General features: G+C 37.1%; 14 protein-coding genes. 7 read left to right on the forward strand and 7 right to left on the reverse strand.

Features of this window, described 5'->3' with window-relative positions; translation table 11 throughout:
- Positions 1-60: 60 nt before the first annotated feature.
- Positions 61-537, reverse strand: coding sequence for a SoxR reducing system RseC family protein (locus ACYQ0E_RS08295; protein ID WP_460187766.1), 477 nt, complete (start codon positions 535-537; stop codon positions 61-63).
- Positions 538-798: 261 nt separating this feature from the next.
- On the opposite strand from ACYQ0E_RS08295, the gene nadB reads away from it, so the two are divergent.
- A complete protein-coding gene (nadB, locus tag ACYQ0E_RS08300; RefSeq protein WP_460187767.1) occupies positions 799-2421 on the forward strand; it encodes an L-aspartate oxidase in 1623 nt (540 codons plus the stop codon).
- A gap of 156 nt (positions 2422-2577) precedes the next feature.
- On the opposite strand, the gene ACYQ0E_RS08305 is transcribed toward nadB, so the two are convergent.
- Entirely contained in the window at positions 2578-3210 is a 633-nt protein-coding gene (locus ACYQ0E_RS08305; RefSeq protein ID WP_460187768.1) for a CBS domain-containing protein, read from the reverse strand.
- Between the two features lie 338 nt (positions 3211-3548).
- Between ACYQ0E_RS08305 and ACYQ0E_RS08310 the strand changes: the two genes are divergently transcribed.
- The 3 genes from ACYQ0E_RS08310 (at position 3549) to queD (ending at position 5845) form a co-directional block, all read left to right on the forward strand.
- Positions 3549-4151, forward strand: coding sequence for a peroxiredoxin (locus tag ACYQ0E_RS08310; RefSeq protein WP_460187769.1), 603 nt, complete (start codon positions 3549-3551; stop codon positions 4149-4151).
- A 135-nt stretch (positions 4152-4286) separates the two neighbouring features.
- Positions 4287-5174 (forward strand): polyprenyl synthetase family protein, encoded by an 888-nt coding sequence (locus ACYQ0E_RS08315; protein WP_460187770.1) that lies wholly within the window; start codon positions 4287-4289, stop codon positions 5172-5174.
- Positions 5175-5467: 293 nt separating this feature from the next.
- Entirely contained in the window at positions 5468-5845 is a 378-nt protein-coding gene (gene queD / locus ACYQ0E_RS08320) for a 6-carboxytetrahydropterin synthase QueD (protein ID WP_460187771.1), read from the forward strand.
- A gap of 144 nt (positions 5846-5989) precedes the next feature.
- Here the strand turns inward: queD and ACYQ0E_RS08325 are convergent, their stop codons facing one another.
- Entirely contained in the window at positions 5990-6529 is a 540-nt protein-coding gene (locus ACYQ0E_RS08325) for a chemotaxis protein CheW (protein WP_460187772.1), read from the reverse strand.
- Between the two features lie 416 nt (positions 6530-6945).
- On the opposite strand from ACYQ0E_RS08325, the gene ygfZ reads away from it, so the two are divergent.
- Positions 6946-8031: a CAF17-like 4Fe-4S cluster assembly/insertion protein YgfZ gene (gene ygfZ, locus ACYQ0E_RS08330; RefSeq protein ID WP_460187773.1), complete on the forward strand. Its 1086-nt coding sequence runs from the start codon at positions 6946-6948 to the stop codon at positions 8029-8031.
- A 115-nt stretch (positions 8032-8146) separates the two neighbouring features.
- On the opposite strand, the gene lysS is transcribed toward ygfZ, so the two are convergent.
- Together lysS and prfB are read right to left on the reverse strand one after the other, a co-directional pair.
- Positions 8147-9661, reverse strand: coding sequence for a lysine--tRNA ligase (lysS, locus tag ACYQ0E_RS08335; RefSeq protein WP_460187774.1), 1515 nt, complete (start codon positions 9659-9661; stop codon positions 8147-8149).
- 189 nt (positions 9662-9850) lie between these two features.
- Positions 9851-10946, reverse strand: a protein-coding gene (gene prfB / locus ACYQ0E_RS08340; RefSeq protein WP_460188707.1) for a peptide chain release factor 2 whose coding sequence is annotated in 2 segments (ribosomal slippage) — positions 9851-10873 and positions 10875-10946 — 1095 coding nt in all. Because the reading frame shifts where the segments join, the coding sequence is not laid out codon by codon here.
- Positions 10947-11322: 376 nt separating this feature from the next.
- Between prfB and ACYQ0E_RS08345 the strand changes: the two genes are divergently transcribed.
- Complete coding sequence (locus tag ACYQ0E_RS08345) at positions 11323-12042, forward strand: DUF5610 domain-containing protein (protein ID WP_460187775.1); 720 nt, start codon at positions 11323-11325, stop codon at positions 12040-12042.
- A gap of 119 nt (positions 12043-12161) precedes the next feature.
- Here ACYQ0E_RS08345 and ACYQ0E_RS08350 read toward each other — a convergent pair whose 3' ends face one another.
- On the reverse strand, positions 12162-12809 hold the full coding sequence (locus ACYQ0E_RS08350; protein WP_460187776.1) for a response regulator: 648 nt from the start codon (positions 12807-12809) through the stop codon (positions 12162-12164).
- Positions 12810-12866: 57 nt separating this feature from the next.
- Positions 12867-14996, reverse strand: coding sequence for an ATP-binding response regulator (locus tag ACYQ0E_RS08355; protein WP_460187777.1), 2130 nt, complete (start codon positions 14994-14996; stop codon positions 12867-12869).
- A gap of 191 nt (positions 14997-15187) precedes the next feature.
- Here ACYQ0E_RS08355 and ACYQ0E_RS08360 point away from each other — a divergent pair, with 191 nt between their 5' ends.
- Positions 15188-16591: a class II fumarate hydratase gene (locus ACYQ0E_RS08360; RefSeq protein WP_460187778.1), complete on the forward strand. Its 1404-nt coding sequence runs from the start codon at positions 15188-15190 to the stop codon at positions 16589-16591.
- Positions 16592-16610 lie beyond the last annotated feature (19 nt).

Consider the following 16610-nt stretch of genomic DNA (forward strand, 5'->3'; position numbering starts at 1 on the left):
ATTAAATCGCAAAACCCTTTGCTTTTACGATTAACTATCTTACCCAAGCAACAAAAATTATTACGACGTTGAAGCTGGGCCATATACTTTGCTTAATTCTGGCATAACAGGCTTGTAGAGTTTTCGGGTTATCCACCAACCACAAAAAAGCCCAAAACCACCACCCAAAATAGCTGCTATATCCGCTAAATTGGCTAAACCTAAAAGACCTATAGCAAGCTTTGAAAAGGTAATTGAAAATAAAAATAAGCCAATTAATGGTAAACCATAAGCCATAAATGAATGTTTAAGCAATCGTGACTCATCCAATACAAGCTCTACAGAATCTCCTAAATTACATGACAGGGTCTTATTAACCCTTACCGGTTCTTTACTGGTACCTGAAAATAGTTTTGACAAAGCCGAAGTACCACAGCCAGATGATGATGAACAACCTGAACAACCCGTAACTCTTTGCGTTTGCACTAATACACTGTTGGCTTCAATACCCACAACAATACCTTGTTCACGCAACAAACGACCTTCTTGATTTTCCATGATTTCCTCAAACAATCTTTTGCTAATCACTAACGAATTAAAGCTTTAAATAAGGATATTACCTTAACTTTCAATAAAAATTCCCTTCTTTTATCGCTCAGTTAGCGAAAATAAGCATTTTAGTTCACTTTCTTGTCCAATATAATAACAACTATAAACATAAAAAAAGCGTGTACCATAAAACAACTCTACTTCATGTCATAGTCAACTCTTCGTGTTTAAACTGCCCGCATGATTGCATTTAAAACTTAAGGATTCATTTTGTTTTCAAAAAACAGCACTACGCATAATACCGACATTCTAGTCATTGGAAGTGGAATTGCTGGCTTATCCATTGCCCTTAAATTAGCTGAAAATCATAAAATTACTATTTTGGCTAAAGGCCCTCTTTCAGAAGGGAGTTCTAACTATGCCCAAGGTGGAATTGCAGGAGTTTTAGACCCATTTGATAGTATTGACGCACATATAAAAGATACACAAATTGCGGGTGCGGGGTTATGTGATCCAAAGGCCGTAGAAATTGTTGCATCCCATGCGGCAGAATCCATTCAAGAACTCATTGAACTTGGTGTCCCTTTTAGCGTTGATCATCCAGAAGAACCTGGGGAACATAATAAATCGGACTTTCCGTTTCATTTAACCCAAGAAGGCGGACACAGCCACAGACGTGTAATACATGCGGCCGACCACACAGGGCAATCGGTTTTAGCGACCTTAATTAAAAAAGTAAAAACGCATAAAAACATTACGTTATTACCCGATCATATGACGATTGATTTAATTCAAAACAAAAAAAGAAATCGCTGTATTGGTGCTTACGTACTTAACTTAAAAGATTACAGTATTTACGCCATATCCTCGCTGTTTACCGTTTTAGCAACAGGTGGTGCAAGTAAAGCTTATTTATATACCAGCAACCCCGATACGTCTACCGGGGATGGTATTGCTATGGCATGGCGCGCAGGTTGCCAAGTGGGCAATATGGAATTTAATCAGTTTCATCCAACCTGCTTGTTTCACCCTAAAGATCGTTCATTTTTAATCAGTGAAGCATTACGTGGCGAAGGGGCTATTTTACGCTTACCTGATGGTGAAGCATTTATGCATAAATATGATAAACGTGCCGACCTTGCATCCAGAGACATTGTGGCCAGAGCCATTGACCAAGAGATGAAAATGCATGGTATTGATTGCGTGTATTTAGACATTACCCATCAACCCGCAGATTTAATAAAAACGCATTTTCCAACTATTTATGAACGATGCAAAAAACTGGGTATTGATATCACTAAAGAACAAATACCGGTTGTACCCGCAGCTCATTATACGTGCGGAGGCGTGGTAACCGACTTAGAAGGTCGTAGTAGCCTGGATGGTTTATATGCGATTGGTGAAACGGCTTATACAGGTTTGCATGGTGCGAATCGTTTAGCAAGTAATTCACTGGCAGAAGGATTGGTTTTTGCCAAAATGGCTCAAGAAAGTATTTGTAAAGCGTTTGCCAGTCAAACATTTGATCGCCAACCTGTTGAACCTTGGGATAGCAGCGGCACCACTGAACCTAAAGAGAAAGTCTTAATTAGCCATGATTGGGATGAACTTCGCCGAGTCATGTGGGATTATGTTGGTATTGTTAGAACCAATAAACGTTTAAAACGCGCACGCCAACGTATTAGAAACTTACACAAAGAAGTGGATGAATACTACCGTCAACACACCTTAACTCGTGATCTATTAGAATTAAGAAACCTGGTACTGGTAGCCGAATTAATGGTAATGAGCGCACAACGTCGTAAAGAAAGCCGTGGCTTGCACTACAACTTAGATTACCCACATATTCACAAAATACCTAAGCCCACTATTTTAAAACCTAAAACACATTAAAATACTGGATTTAAAGCGTTTTGTACTATTAAATCAACAGATTTGATTCGCAATTTAATCATTTTACCAGGCCTGGTAAATCTGTGTTTACACTGACGATTTCATTAAAAACAGATGTAATATAAAACCTTAAATACAAAACCTTAAAGACAAAGTTTAGGTATAAAGTTCAAGCGGTGGTTCTTGCGCCAAACGATTAATTAAATCGCTTTCTGTCACAATACCTAATATTTTTTGATACTCCCCCATAATGACTAAAGCATCAATGTCATAATCGGTTAAAGCTAAAGCAATGTGTCTTATATCGGTATCTAATGCCGTAGTGACCACGCCCGTTTTCATTACTTGGCTTACTTTTTCAGGCTTAACCCCTTCAAGTTGACCTTTTGCACTCACAATCATTCTCGTTAATAAATCCGTTTTAGAACACATTGCAACTAGCTGACCTTCGCTTAAAACAGGTAAGTGTTTTATGTGGTGTTGTTGCATTAAATTCCAAGCGTCCTCTAAAGAACGGTCTTCATCAATCGTTATCACTGGCGAACTCATAATCTCAGCGCCTTTAACCAGTAAACGTCGTTGTGATTCTTTTTGATTTACTTTATAAGCATTGACCGCACTATTTTGTTTTGTATTGCCGCTATGCTTTTGTTGTAAATCAACCTTTAACGCTTCCAGCTCGGCCGCTTCAATTTTATTAATGCGTTTGGCAGGGTCTACTTTTAATGCAGGCAAATTTTGCGCTGCACCTATAAAGCTCTGACCTTCTGGACTATACACAATAAACATAAACAACAACCTAGTTGAGATATTTTTACAAAACCGCTATTTCATAATAGTTCGCTACAATCACATAAATAACATCAAGAATATAAACTCTTTATTTTTGTTTAAGAACACTTAATGACAAGAATAACTATTTTAATAATACAAGCGTTACTCAAACTTTCTATAAACTATAACGGCTAAAAACAATTAAAGCTTTAATATTTTGTATTTTGTTACGTTTTTACCAGGCCTGGTAAATTCTTTTATCTATGTTATTCACTGGTATAAACAGCCGTTTTTTACTATACTATTTCAGTTAATTTATTCATCTTATTTAACTTATATTAAGGATTAAAACTATGTCAGTTCTTGTAACAAAACAAGCTCCAGATTTCACGTCAGCCGCTGTATTAGCTGATGGTTCAATTGTTGAAGACTTCAACCTTAAAAACCATATTGCTGGTAAATACGCCGTTGTGTTTTTCTACCCTTTAGATTTCACCTTTGTATGCCCTTCTGAAATCTTAGCTTTTGACCACCGTGTTGATCGTTTTAAAGAATTAGGAACAGAAGTAGTTGGTATCTCAGTAGATTCTCAATTTACTCACAACGCTTGGCGTAACACGCCAGTTAACCAAGGTGGATTAGGTCCTGTTAAGTTTCCATTAGTAGCCGATTTAGGTGGTTCTATCATGGAAGCTTACGGTATTGTTCACCCAGGTAACGTTGCATTACGCGGTGCTTTTTTAATTGACACCAATGGCGTAGTACGTCACCAAGTGGTTAATGACCTTCCTCTAGGACGTAACGTGGACGAAATGGTACGTATGGTTGAAGCCCTTCAGTTCCATGAAGAAGTGGGTGAAGTTTGCCCTGCCGGTTGGAATAAAGGTGATTCAGGCATGAAAGATACGCCAGACGGTGTTGCCGAGTACCTAAGCGAGCATTCAGACGAGTTATAATTCGTTTACATAAAATATTGTGTTAGCCGTGTTAATGAGTTTATTTCAATAGTATTAACCGTTAAAATAGCCACAATATTTATCGTACTTTAAAAAAAGGCCGTCAATAGACGGCTTTTTTTATGGAGAATACTTTTGCAAAGCCAGCTTACTCAGTTTCAAACACGCGTTAATCAAGCTTTAGAAGACTATATTAATAAGCTTGCTAATCAACAATCTAGCAATACAAACAATTTGTTTAGCGCTATTCAATATTCAACCTTGAATAAAGGTAAACGCCTAAGACCTGCATTAATTTATGCCATAGCACAAGCGTTAAATACACCTTTAAAACAAGTCGACACGGCAGCCTGCGCCATTGAACTTATTCATAGCTACTCTTTAGTACATGATGATTTACCTGCAATGGATAATGACGATTTACGCAGAGGCCAACCTACTTGCCATATTCAATACGATGAAGCTACCGCAATCTTAGTCGGTGATGCTCAACAAACAATGGCTTTTCAAATTCTCAGTGAAGACCCTAATTTACAACCTAATCACGCCATTAAAATGGTGACTTTATTAGCCAAAGCCAGTGGCCCTTTGGGTATGATTGGTGGTCAAGTATTAGACATTGAATCAGAAGGCAAAGAAATTACTGCCGAGCAATTAAAACAACTTCATAATAAAAAAACAGGTGCTTTAATTCAATGTGCCTTATTAATGGGTGCTGTACAGTCTAAAGATTACATAACGATTAAACCAGGCCTGCTAAAACTGGGTGAACTAATTGGTTTAGCATTTCAAGTACAAGACGATATTTTAGATATTGAAGGCAATACCCAAACATTAGGAAAACCGCAAGGCAGTGATTTACTACTCGATAAATCAACCTATCCAAAACTTTTAGGGTTACAGGCTGCAAAAGACTATCGTGATCAATTAATTATTCAAGCAAAACAACAACTGCACGATCTGAATATTCATAGTAAATTTCTTGAAGAGTTAATTGACTATATCGCTGCAAGACTCCACTAAACATTAACCATAATGCACACTTAACTGCAAACAACACCGGCTTTAAACGCAAATTGAGTTTTTGCCTGGATTTGACGACCATAAAAACAACCGTATTTAGGTGCTTCCACACAAAAGAATCTTAGCTTTTCAAAAAGTTAGCTTTTCATCCTAAAATCTTTTGGTTATAATCGGCACCCCTTCTGGCCTTGTAAAACATAGGACTGTTTTTAAGATACAATAAGAGTTTCATTTTATTGGCTTCTTAATTCTACGTTTTAGCCAAGAACTTAAAAGATAAAAAGTGATTTCTCATGGCACAAACATTTGTATTAAAAACCTTACTTGATTTCGCCTCTGCGCATAGCTTAAGAGGATACCCTGGTGACTGCGCTAAATTGCATGGTCATAACTGGAAAATTGAAGTTCAAGTAGCGGGTACTCAGTTAAATGACATCGGTATGGTAATTGATTTTAAAGAGATTAAACGCCATGCAAAAGAAGTCGTTAAAGAACTAGACCACACTTTTTTAAATGACCACCCACACTTTACAAAAATAAACCCAACCGCTGAAAACATTGCAGTTTATATTTTTAAAGAAATAGAAAAACGTATTCAATCTCCAGAAGTTAAGATGCATAGCTTAACCGTATGGGAAAATGATCGTAATTGCGTGACCTATTCAGAATAGATATTGAAAATAAATACCCTATCTTAATTTAAACCTTCACTAATAAAAAAGCCGATTCATTTTGAATCGGCTTTTTTGTAGCATCAATTTGATTAACGCAACCTAAAATAGTTTTTACAATAAACGATCCGCTTATGCTTCTATTTATACATTGCCTTGTTGTAAAACAATATCATTAATAAGCCCATCCATAGCCAACTTATCTAAATCAACCACAATCACCATTCTGCCTTTATCCGACAACACTTTATTGTCGCTCCCCATTTGTGCCGCACTACTTTGCCCTTGGCTATCACGAATAGTTGTTAAACCTAAAATATATTGGCTATCAATTGAATTTGAAATATCGGGGGCTGGTTGCAAATTATTAAGGTCAAACTGATGAACATCTGACACTGCATCAACCACTAAACCAACAATTCGTTCGCCTTGAGAGGTTAAAACATGTACAACAATAACAACCGTTGTTCCATCATAACTCGCTTGTAAATTAAATTTTTCACGAAGATCTATAATAGGCACGACTGTACCTCGTAAATCAACGACACCTTTTACATAACTCGGCACGCTTGGCAATGGGTTTGGCATTTCCCAGCCGCGAATTTCTTGAACCCGAAGAATTTCAACGGCAAACTCTTCTTTACCAATAATAAAAGTTAAAAATTCTTGTTTAGTACTCGACACAAACGGCCTCCGTTATGCAACATCTTCTGGAAAACACCAGCAATAAATATTCTTATACCCTTTCTAACCCTATTATTCAAAGCTTTTATACAAAGTTACGCTTAAAATAATCGTTAAAATCAAATGGGGTTTTATTGTACTTTAATTACCCAATAACCTGTAAATAGCATACCTTTTAAAATGGTTTAACTAAAACATTCACGTTCAAATCAGCACAATCATTGCCATATTTAAGATACAAAACTTAAACGTGGCAATATACCTACAAAAAACAGGCAATTTTGTTGCGATTTTATGGTCAAGAGGTTAATACATCAGCTTACATGCAAGAAATACGCCAAGATATTTTGTTATTTGAATTGAGTAAGGTATCATCAGCTAAAAATAACGTTAACCAATAAAGTTAAGGAAAAAAAATGGCAACACAAACGACTTTAAGCCCAATTTGGTCAGACTTTTTAGCTACTCAAAATGCACAATTTGATGAATCTGGCAAAATTTATAGTTTTGGGCACCCTGAACTTGAACGTTTTTTAGTAAAAAACGGCCCTATTGTGACGAGCCTTACTGAACAAGCGTTAATTAAAGTATCGGGTAGTGAAGCTCAACAATTTTTACAAGCTCAGTTAACAAGCGATGTAAATGAAGTCACTGAAAATAAAGCACAATTTTCTGCTTTTTGCGACCCACAAGGCCAAGTGCTTGCCAATTTTTTAATTTTTAAATATTTAGGTGATTACTACCTAAATTTTGACGGTTCTTTAAGAGACGTTATTTTAAAACGACTAAGCATGTTTGTATTACGCTCTGATGTAAAGTTAACCGAAGTTTCTGATGACCTTATTCAGATTGGTTTTGCGGGTGAATTTGGTGATTTAGATATTCAACGCCGTTTAAGCACCAAAGTAAAAGAAGTATTTGAATCTGGTTTAGCTGAGCTTGAAGGGATTGAAGAGGTATTAGTTATTAAAGTACCTGGCCCTTACCACCGTTACGCTTTATTTGGGCCTGCGGATCAGATGATTCAAGCATGGTCAAAAATTCGTGATAACAGTGATGTAACCAACAACTATGATTGGAAATTATTGAATATTGCTGCCGGTGTTCCAGAAGTAACGGCAGAGACCACAGGCCAATTTATTGCACAGTTTTTTAACCTAGATAAATTTGATGCTATTAACTTTAAAAAAGGCTGCTTTCCTGGCCAAGAGATTATTGCTCGAATTCACTACCGCGGTAAAGTCACCAAAAGAATGCTACGCATTCATTTAAATGAAGATGCAGCCTTAACAGCGGGTGATACATTAACGTTAAAAGATGAAGCCGATAAGAGTTATAAACTTAGCGTTGTTAGCTCAAATGCAGATGTCTTAAAAGGCACCTTATGTCTTGCGATTGCCACTTTAAAACCGCTTGATTCTGTACAGGGTGACTTAACCACTGAAAATGGCAACCTAGCTAAAATTGAACCATTACCCTATACCATTACTGAAGAAGAGTAACTATCAACGATTAGATAACCTACACAGTAATGTTTGGTCATCATTTTTAGCCATAAAAAAACCCCGCTTACAACTATTTGTAAGCGGGGTTTTTTATGACTACTAACGCTAAAACTTAATGTTTACGCATGTGCGGGAACAGAAGAACGTCGCGTATAGAAGCTGAATCAGTAAAGAGCATTACTAAACGGTCAATACCAATACCTTCACCTGCTGTTGGCGGCATTCCGTGTTCTAAAGCGGTAATGTAATCTTCGTCATAATGCATGGCTTCATCATCACCGGCATCTTTTGCTTCAACTTGCGATTTAAAACGTTCGGCTTGGTCTTCAGCATCATTTAACTCGTTAAAGCCATTAGCCAACTCACGCCCACCAATAAACAGTTCAAAACGGTCGGTAATAAATGGGTTTTCATCATTACGACGTGCTAAAGGTGAAACTTCTGCAGGGTATTCCGTAATAAACGTTGGATCCATCAATTTTTCTTCAACGGTTTCTTCAAAGATTTCAGTAATGATTTTACCTAAACCGTAACCTTCTTTAACGTGAATTTTTAAAGACTCTGCTAAAGCGGTCGCTTGTTCAATCGTTTCAAGCTGATCTGCGGTAACACCTTCGTTATATTGAAGAATGGCGTCTTTCATACTTAAACGTGCAAACGGTTTACCAAAATCAAACTCTAACCCTTGATAAGGTACTTTTGTTGAACCTACCGCTAATTCAGCAAGCTCTTTTAAAAGTTCTTCCGTGTAATCCATTAACTGATGGTAATTGGTGTAGGCCGCGTAAAATTCAACCATTGTAAATTCTGGATTATGACGTGTTGATAGCCCTTCGTTACGGAATGAACGGTTTATTTCAAATACGCGCTCAAAACCACCAACAACCAAACGTTTTAAATAAAGCTCTGGTGCAATACGTAAATACAAAGGCATATCTAATGCATTGTGATGTGTGTTAAACGGTTTAGCCGTTGCACCACCTGGAATCACGTGCATCATTGGCGTTTCTACTTCCATAAAGTTATGGCGAATTAAGAAGTTACGCACATGCTGTACAATTTTAGAACGTAAAACAAAGGTATCACGACTATCTTGGTTTACGATTAAATCGACATAACGCTGACGGTAACGCATTTCTTGGTCTTGTAAACCATGAAACTTGTCTGGTAATGGGCGAATGGATTTAGTAACTAATTCAATGTGTTCAACATGAATAGAAAGTTCACCAGTATTGGTTTTAAATACATAACCTTCTGCACCAACGATATCGCCTAAATCCCATTTTTTAAACTGAGTATTATAAAAACCTTCTGGCAATTCATCACGGGTAACATAAACCTGAATACGCCCGGTTGCATCTTGTAAAGTCGCAAAACTGGCTTTACCCATAATGCGACGTAACATCATACGCCCTGCTACTTTGACACGCACAGGCTCGGCTTCAGCTAATTCTTCTTTGGTCATCTCATCAAACTTGGCGTGTAACTCCGCCGCTTCGCTATCTCGGCGAAAAGTATTTGGGTAAGAATGGCCATCTTCTCTTAAAGCAGCAAGCTTGGCACGTCGTTCAGCAATGATTTTATTTTCATCAACGACTTCTGGCGCGTTATTTTTTGTTTCCGACATGAACTTTCTCTCTTAAAACTTAATGTTTTAAAACAACCAGGCCTGGTAAAATCAATGATTGACCAGGCCTGGTAAATTTAAAACGCAATACAATTTAATATGCGGTTATTTTAAGCGTTTAGTGACTTAAACTCTAGCAAAATCGCTTTTAATTCCATTATTTTAAATACTGTTACTGTTTAACTGACTTTAAACACCTGACTTTAAACTTGCCACAATAAATTGATCTAAATCGCCATCTAAAACACCTTGCGTATTTCCTGACTCAACACCCGTTCTTAAATCTTTAATTCGACCCGAATCTAAAACATAAGAACGAATTTGACTCCCCCAACCTATATCCGATTTTGTGTCTTCTAGCTCTTGTTTTTCAGCACTGCGGCTTAACATTTCTAACTCATATAACTTGGCGCGTAACTGTTTCATGGCTTCGGCTTTGTTTTGATGTTGAGAACGACCATTTTGACATTGGGTAACGGTATTGGTTGGTAAATGCGTGATACGTACAGCAGACTCAGTTTTGTTAACGTGCTGACCACCTGCACCACTGGCACGATAAACATCAATGCGTAAATCGGCTGGGTTAATATCGACTTCAAAACTGTCATCAATTTCTGGCGATATAAATACTGAAGCAAATGAAGTATGACGTTTAGAGTTGGAATCAAACGGTGATTTACGCACTAATCGATGCACACCCAGCTCGGTTCTTAGCCAACCATAGGCATAATCACCTTGTATATGAATCGTTGCACCTTTAATTCCAGCAACATCCCCTGCCGAAATCTCAGTAATATCGGCCTTAAAACCGTGACGGTCAGACCAGCGTAAATACATTCTTAAAATCATATTGGCCCAATCTTGGGCTTCGGTTCCACCTGAACCAGACTGAATTTCTAAGTAAGCGTTATTGGCGTCCATATCACCAGAGAACATTCGTTGAAACTCTAGTTTATCTAAACGTTCACCTAAACGGTCTAGTTCCATAATCACTTCATCAACCATCTCTTGATCAGAATCCATTTCTGCCATTTCTAATAACTCTTTGGCTGATTCGGTACCTGACTTTAAATCATCAATGGTTGAAACAATATTTTCTAACTGTGATTTTTCTTTACCTAAGGCTTGGGCTTCTTGAGGTTTATTCCAAATATTAGGGTCTTCAAGTTCTTTAGAAACTTCTTCTAAACGCTCGGCCTTAACATCATAGTCAAAGATACCCCCTAAGAACGTCACTACGCTCTTGGTAATCTTGAATTCGGTTATAAACAGGATTTAATTCCATGTTAATTTTATCCATCTATTACTTTTAAAAATAAGCCGCAAATAATACCAGGAAACGCTAAGTTTTGCTTTAGTTCTGTTAAGACGCACATTCTAAACAGTAACCTTTTATCGATTCAGCTCACACTCTTTTAATTATTTTACCTTAGCACTTAAGTTTCTGTTTATTCGGCCGTTATATTTTGTAATAACACTAATAACAATAATCGAATGCGTTTAATTAAAGTCTTTAGGTTTCATTGGCTTCAGTTTAAAATTGTAGACATTAAAACCAATGCTTATCAATTCAATACCGCATATCGTGAATAATAAAATTCTTTTAGTATGTTTGTACAAAGGGTTTTACACTATATTTTGACCAGAAAAAGGCATATACCATGGCTATCGATGCAAACAATTTAGGTTCTATACAGGCCTATCAAAAGCTGGCGACATTATCAAATAACTCAGATACCGCTGGCACCAAAGCAAATCAAAACAGTGCCATATCACAATTTGCACAACAGACAACAGAACAAACCACACTGGATGCAACTAAAACGACTATTCGTAATGACATGCAAGCCAGTTTAGTTGCTCATTTGTTTGGTGATGGAACCACCGCTGACCAAAGTTCACTTAAATTAACCTATCAAGCGGCTATTGAAAAAATCAATGAAGTTTTAACTGCCAACATGGATACAACGGCTGAAGGTGAAACAAGTTCAGCCCCCATTAGTGAAGAAACTTTAGCGAGCCAAGGTGGTATGGATTATTGGACGCCTGAAAACACGGCAAAACGTATTGTTGATGCTGCCACTATGTTTTTGGGCGGTTTTCAAAAAGCCAACCCTGACTTAGAAGGCGAAGAGCTCATGAATAAGTTTATGGACGTCGTTGGTGGAGGCCTAACTCAAGGTTTTGATGAAGCTAAAAGCATTCTTGGTGACCTTGACGTACTGCAAGGTGATATTGCAACCAATATTGATTCAACCTACCAATTAGTGCAAGACGGAATGCAAAACTTTAAAAATCAATATTTAGGGCTTAATCAAACCGATGAAGCGATAACAGAAACGGCGACTGAAGCAGCTGATACTGAAATAAATAACAGCTAAAATCCGACTACCTGCTTGATTCGCATTTCTAGCAGGCAATAAAAAAGGCGTATTTTAAACGCCTTTTTTATTAAGTAAAATGTAACAACTAAAGCATTAACTTTAGTTTGAAATTGAAATTATTCAATTTCTTCTAAACCAACCTTTGTTAAGCCAGATTCATTTGCATAGTTTGTTAACTCTGCTGTAGAAGTCATGCCCATTTTTGTCATTAGATTTTCACGGTGTTTAGAAACCGTTCTATCACTAATTTCTAACTTTTCAGCAATATCTTTGGTTTTAAAGCCTTCTGCAACCAGTTTTACCACTTGTTTTTCACGAACAGATAAACGTTTATTTGCTAACCCTGCTTCCGCTTCTAAAATTGGTTGAATCTCTGAATGAATAAATGTTTCACCATTCATAACTTGACGAATACCAGCCACTAATTCTTTTGGCGAAATTGATTTCATGGCTAAACCTTGAATACCCATTTCTAATACTTCACGCCAAACGTTAATCGTTTCTGCCGCCGTTAAAACAATAATTTTTGTATCTGAATAACGTTTTTGAATATGAGTAATGGCATTAACACCACTCAATTTAGGCATTGATAAATCAAGCAACACAACATTAGGCGTTTTAGCTCGAATAAGCTCTAAACATTCTAAACCATCTTCAGCTTCAGCAACCACATCAAAATCGGCTTCACCTTCAATAATAGATTTAAAGCCCGCTCGAACTAATCCATGGTCTTCCGCTAATAAAACACTAATCTTTCCAGACATATTCGTTACTACCTAACTTGTTAATTTTACTTAATTTATAATAATATCAATTTTCTTCTACTCGTTATTATGACTAATCGTGCCAGACTTCTCAAGACTTTTCATAATTAATACAATCTTTTGTAAGATCTTTTCTGTTTTTTTCAAGCGTTGTGCTTTATTAATTGACTGATTTAGTGCGTTTTGTTGAGTAGTTTCAAGTGTTTTAAATAATTTTACCAGGCCTGGTAATTGAAATAACATACAGTTACCTTTTAAGTAATGTGCAAGCCGTTGTATCTCGTCAACATCATCTTTTAAATTGTGCTCATTTAATTCCTGCAAACCACTGTTTATTTCTTGAATAAAAGCTTCAAACAAATGATGAAACTGCTGAGGAATATCATTTAACGTGTGTAACTCCAGCTCATCATCGTCTGTGTTATCCGTTAATATTTTGCCATGGTCTTTAAGTTTATTTTCTTGTTGAGTGTCTAATTTGTTTTTATTAATATCTCGATAATTCTGCTCTAATAATGCAAGTATTTGCGTTTTACCTACAGGTTTAACGAGCCATTTATCAAACCCAATGCCTTCATGATGTTCATTTTCATCCATAAAACCAGATGAATCTCCACCTGCCGTTATGGCAAACACCCCTTTTAAATTTGGTAGTTCTCCTTTTTCAAATTGGGTTTGTATATTTTTACAGACTTGTAGACCATCCATAAAAGGCATTTGAATATCTAATAAAACATAATCAAATTGGTTTTTTTGAAATAAATCCCAGGCTTCTCTACCATCTTTTGCTTCAACAACATCACAATGAAAATCCGATAAATACCCTGCCAAAACCATTCTATTAATTTTAGAATCATCCGCGATAAGGACCTTATATCTTGGTTTTGTTGCCAATGCATTCGCAGAGGATTTGGCGTCATTTTCGCTATCCTTTAAAGTACGACGTAATTTGGTCTTTTTTAAGTTGGTAATGTTTTTTTGTTGTGAGGTCTGATTCTTATCAACGGATAAATTTTCAGTAACAATTATCGGCAATGACAAACTAAATTCAAAACTTGTACCGACCCCCACTGAAGACGAGACTTTAATCTCTCCTTTCATCAGTTCAACAAGTTGTTTAACCACAAACAACCCTAAACCGGCTCCCAAATAAGTTGTGTTTTTTGTGTAACCACCTTCACTGGCTTCGAGTTGAGCAAATGGTTCAAAAATTTTGTTTAGTCTATTTTCTGGTATGCCTTCGCCAGAATCGGTTATGTTAAAAACAAATTTTCCATTTTCTTTTTCATTAATTTCAATATTTACCCCACCGTATTGGGTAAATTTAATACCATTCACAATTAGGTTTATTAAAATTTGGGTTAACCGAACACCATCAGCCAACACATATTTATGTTTGCCTAAATACACTAATGAAATCACCAAGTTTTTATCAGAACCAATTGATTTAGTGAGTTGTTTTACACTTTCTAATAACTCAGGTAATGACACTTCTGAAGGGTGTAAGGTAATGCCATCATATTCTGTTTGAGAATAGGTCAAAATATCATTAACCAAATAGGTCGATTGCTCAGCGGTCATGTGTATCGTTTTAAGCATATTTAAGACATCAGGAGACGTGTCTATCTCACTTCTTAAACGTTTAACGAGACTACTAATACCCAAAAGCGGAGAGCGGAGTTCATGACTTAACATTGCTAAAAAACGTGATTGTTTATCGTAAGAATCATGCACAAAACGGCTTTGATCAGCGATATGTTGCTCTCGCTCTACCACCTGTTGTAGTGATAATCGGCCTTGCGCATCCACCATTTCTCGTTCTAAAGCCGCCATTTCAGAGACATCAATACATTGGCACCATACAACTTTTTTACCTTCGTTTTCGAGTACCCGCAACTGATGCTGAAAGGTTCTTTTACCTTTAAGCGTTTCATAACTTGCTACAAAACGCATATCAAAATCAGACTTTGTTGATTGTTTTGCTTTTAATGCCTCGGTTATTTTGAGTCTCAGCAAGGTTGTTTCAAATTCCCCCATCATGTCTTCAATCACAGTAACAGTACGGCCTAAGGCTTCTTGTAGAGCATCAGATATCTGCAATAGCTCTTGACTACCGTCCTTGACATAAGACCACCATAGGGTTTGGTGATACATTTGATTGGCTAATTCGTTTTGTTGAAGACTCATCTGACTACGCTCATTGCTACCCTGTATTTTTTATTCAAAAATGCTAAAATATTCAGCATTATTTTGACTGTGTTCATTTAACCACGAATAAACCCAATCATCACTCCCAACCCGTAATTTTGTTTACTAAAACTCTGCCTTTACTAACATAGACAGAGCAATAATCATTAACCCAATAAGAACCAATAACTATGTCGCAACCAATCTCAACAACCGAAACTCGTATTGAAAAAGATAGCATGGGCAGCTTAGATGTGCCAAAGAATGCTTTATATGGCGCACAAACACAGCGTGCTATTAATAATTTTCCTATTAGTGGCATTCCCATGCCTAAAAGCTTTATTCAGGCATTATGTTATGTAAAATTTGCTTGTTCAGACAGCAACCAAGAACTAGGGTTATTGAGCGAAGAAAAGGCAGATGCCATTCAAACGGCCGCTAAAGAAGTGATTCAAGGTGATTATTACGACCATTTTCCAATTGATATTTTTCAAACGGGTTCTGGTACAAGCACCAATATGAATGCCAATGAAGTCTTATCAAGTGTTGCTAAGCAACTAACAGGAATTGATGTTCACCCTAACGATGACATTAATATGAGCCAAAGTTCAAATGATGTGATTCCTACCACCATTCATGTTGCGGCGGCCATTGCCTTAGAAGAGACTTTATTGCCAGCCCTATTGCATTTAGTGGAAACCATTGAAGATCGTGAAATTGAACTAAAAGACATCGTTAAAACAGGTCGAACTCATTTAATGGATGCCATGCCGGTAAAAATTAGCCAAGAACTAGGTGCATGGAAAGCGCAAATTAATGACAATATTGACCGTTTAAAAGAAACGCAAAAACGTATTCAAATGCTACCGCAAGGTGGTACTGCAGTAGGCACAGGGGTTAATGCTGATCCAGAGTTTGGTCAATTAGTCTGCGCGAACCTAGCCACCATTACCGCTATTCACTTTGAACCAATGAAAAACTTATTTATTGGTTTAAGCTCACAAGATACGGCGCTTGAACTTAGTGGCCAGTTAAATGTATTGGCGGCAAGCTTAATGAAAATCGCCAATGATTTACGCTGGATGAACTCGGGCCCTTTAGCAGGCCTGGGAGAAATTCAACTGCCTGCCTTACAACCAGGTAGCTCAATTATGCCAGGTAAAGTAAACCCGGTTATTCCAGAAGCGGTTGCGATGGTAGCGGCACAAATCATGGGAAACCATACCGCGATTACAGTGGGGGCTCAATCAGGTAATTTTCAGTTAAATGTTATGTTACCGATGATTGTTCATAACTTACTACAAAGCATTGAAATTGCCGCAACTAGCTCAATACAATTAGCCGACTTAGCAATTAAAGACTTTACCGTTAATACAGCAAACATTCAAAAAGCATTAGACGTTAACCCTATTTTAGTGACCGCTTTAAACACGGTAGTGGGGTATGAAAAAGGTGCGGCTATCGCTAAAGAAGCCTACGCCTCTGCTCGTCCTGTTTTAGAGGTCGCGCTTGAAATGACCGATTTAGATGAAACCACACTAAAAAAATACCTTAACCCTGCCCTATTAACTGAAGGTGGAAACCCAGCGGTATAACTCACATTTTATTTTTTAT

This window comes from Thiomicrorhabdus hydrogeniphila, from assembly GCF_054656895.1.

What these genes read in the sequence shown, in the direction of transcription:
- ACYQ0E_RS08295 (WP_460187766.1), bottom strand. Translation starts at nt 537, where the DNA reads ATGGAAAATCAAGAAGGTCGTTTGTTGCGTGAACAAGGTATTGTTGTG.
- ACYQ0E_RS08305 (WP_460187768.1), bottom strand. Translation starts at nt 3,210, where the DNA reads ATGTTTATTGTGTATAGTCCAGAAGGTCAGAGCTTTATAGGTGCAGCG.
- ACYQ0E_RS08310 (WP_460187769.1), top strand. Translation starts at nt 3,549, where the DNA reads ATGTCAGTTCTTGTAACAAAACAAGCTCCAGATTTCACGTCAGCCGCT.
- queD (WP_460187771.1), top strand. Translation starts at nt 5,468, where the DNA reads ATGGCACAAACATTTGTATTAAAAACCTTACTTGATTTCGCCTCTGCG.
- ygfZ (WP_460187773.1), top strand. Translation starts at nt 6,946, where the DNA reads ATGGCAACACAAACGACTTTAAGCCCAATTTGGTCAGACTTTTTAGCT.
- lysS (WP_460187774.1), bottom strand. Translation starts at nt 9,661, where the DNA reads ATGTCGGAAACAAAAAATAACGCGCCAGAAGTCGTTGATGAAAATAAA.
- ACYQ0E_RS08345 (WP_460187775.1), top strand. Translation starts at nt 11,323, where the DNA reads ATGGCTATCGATGCAAACAATTTAGGTTCTATACAGGCCTATCAAAAG.
- ACYQ0E_RS08350 (WP_460187776.1), bottom strand. Translation starts at nt 12,809, where the DNA reads ATGTCTGGAAAGATTAGTGTTTTATTAGCGGAAGACCATGGATTAGTT.
- ACYQ0E_RS08355 (WP_460187777.1), bottom strand. Translation starts at nt 14,996, where the DNA reads ATGAGTCTTCAACAAAACGAATTAGCCAATCAAATGTATCACCAAACC.
- ACYQ0E_RS08360 (WP_460187778.1), top strand. Translation starts at nt 15,188, where the DNA reads ATGTCGCAACCAATCTCAACAACCGAAACTCGTATTGAAAAAGATAGC.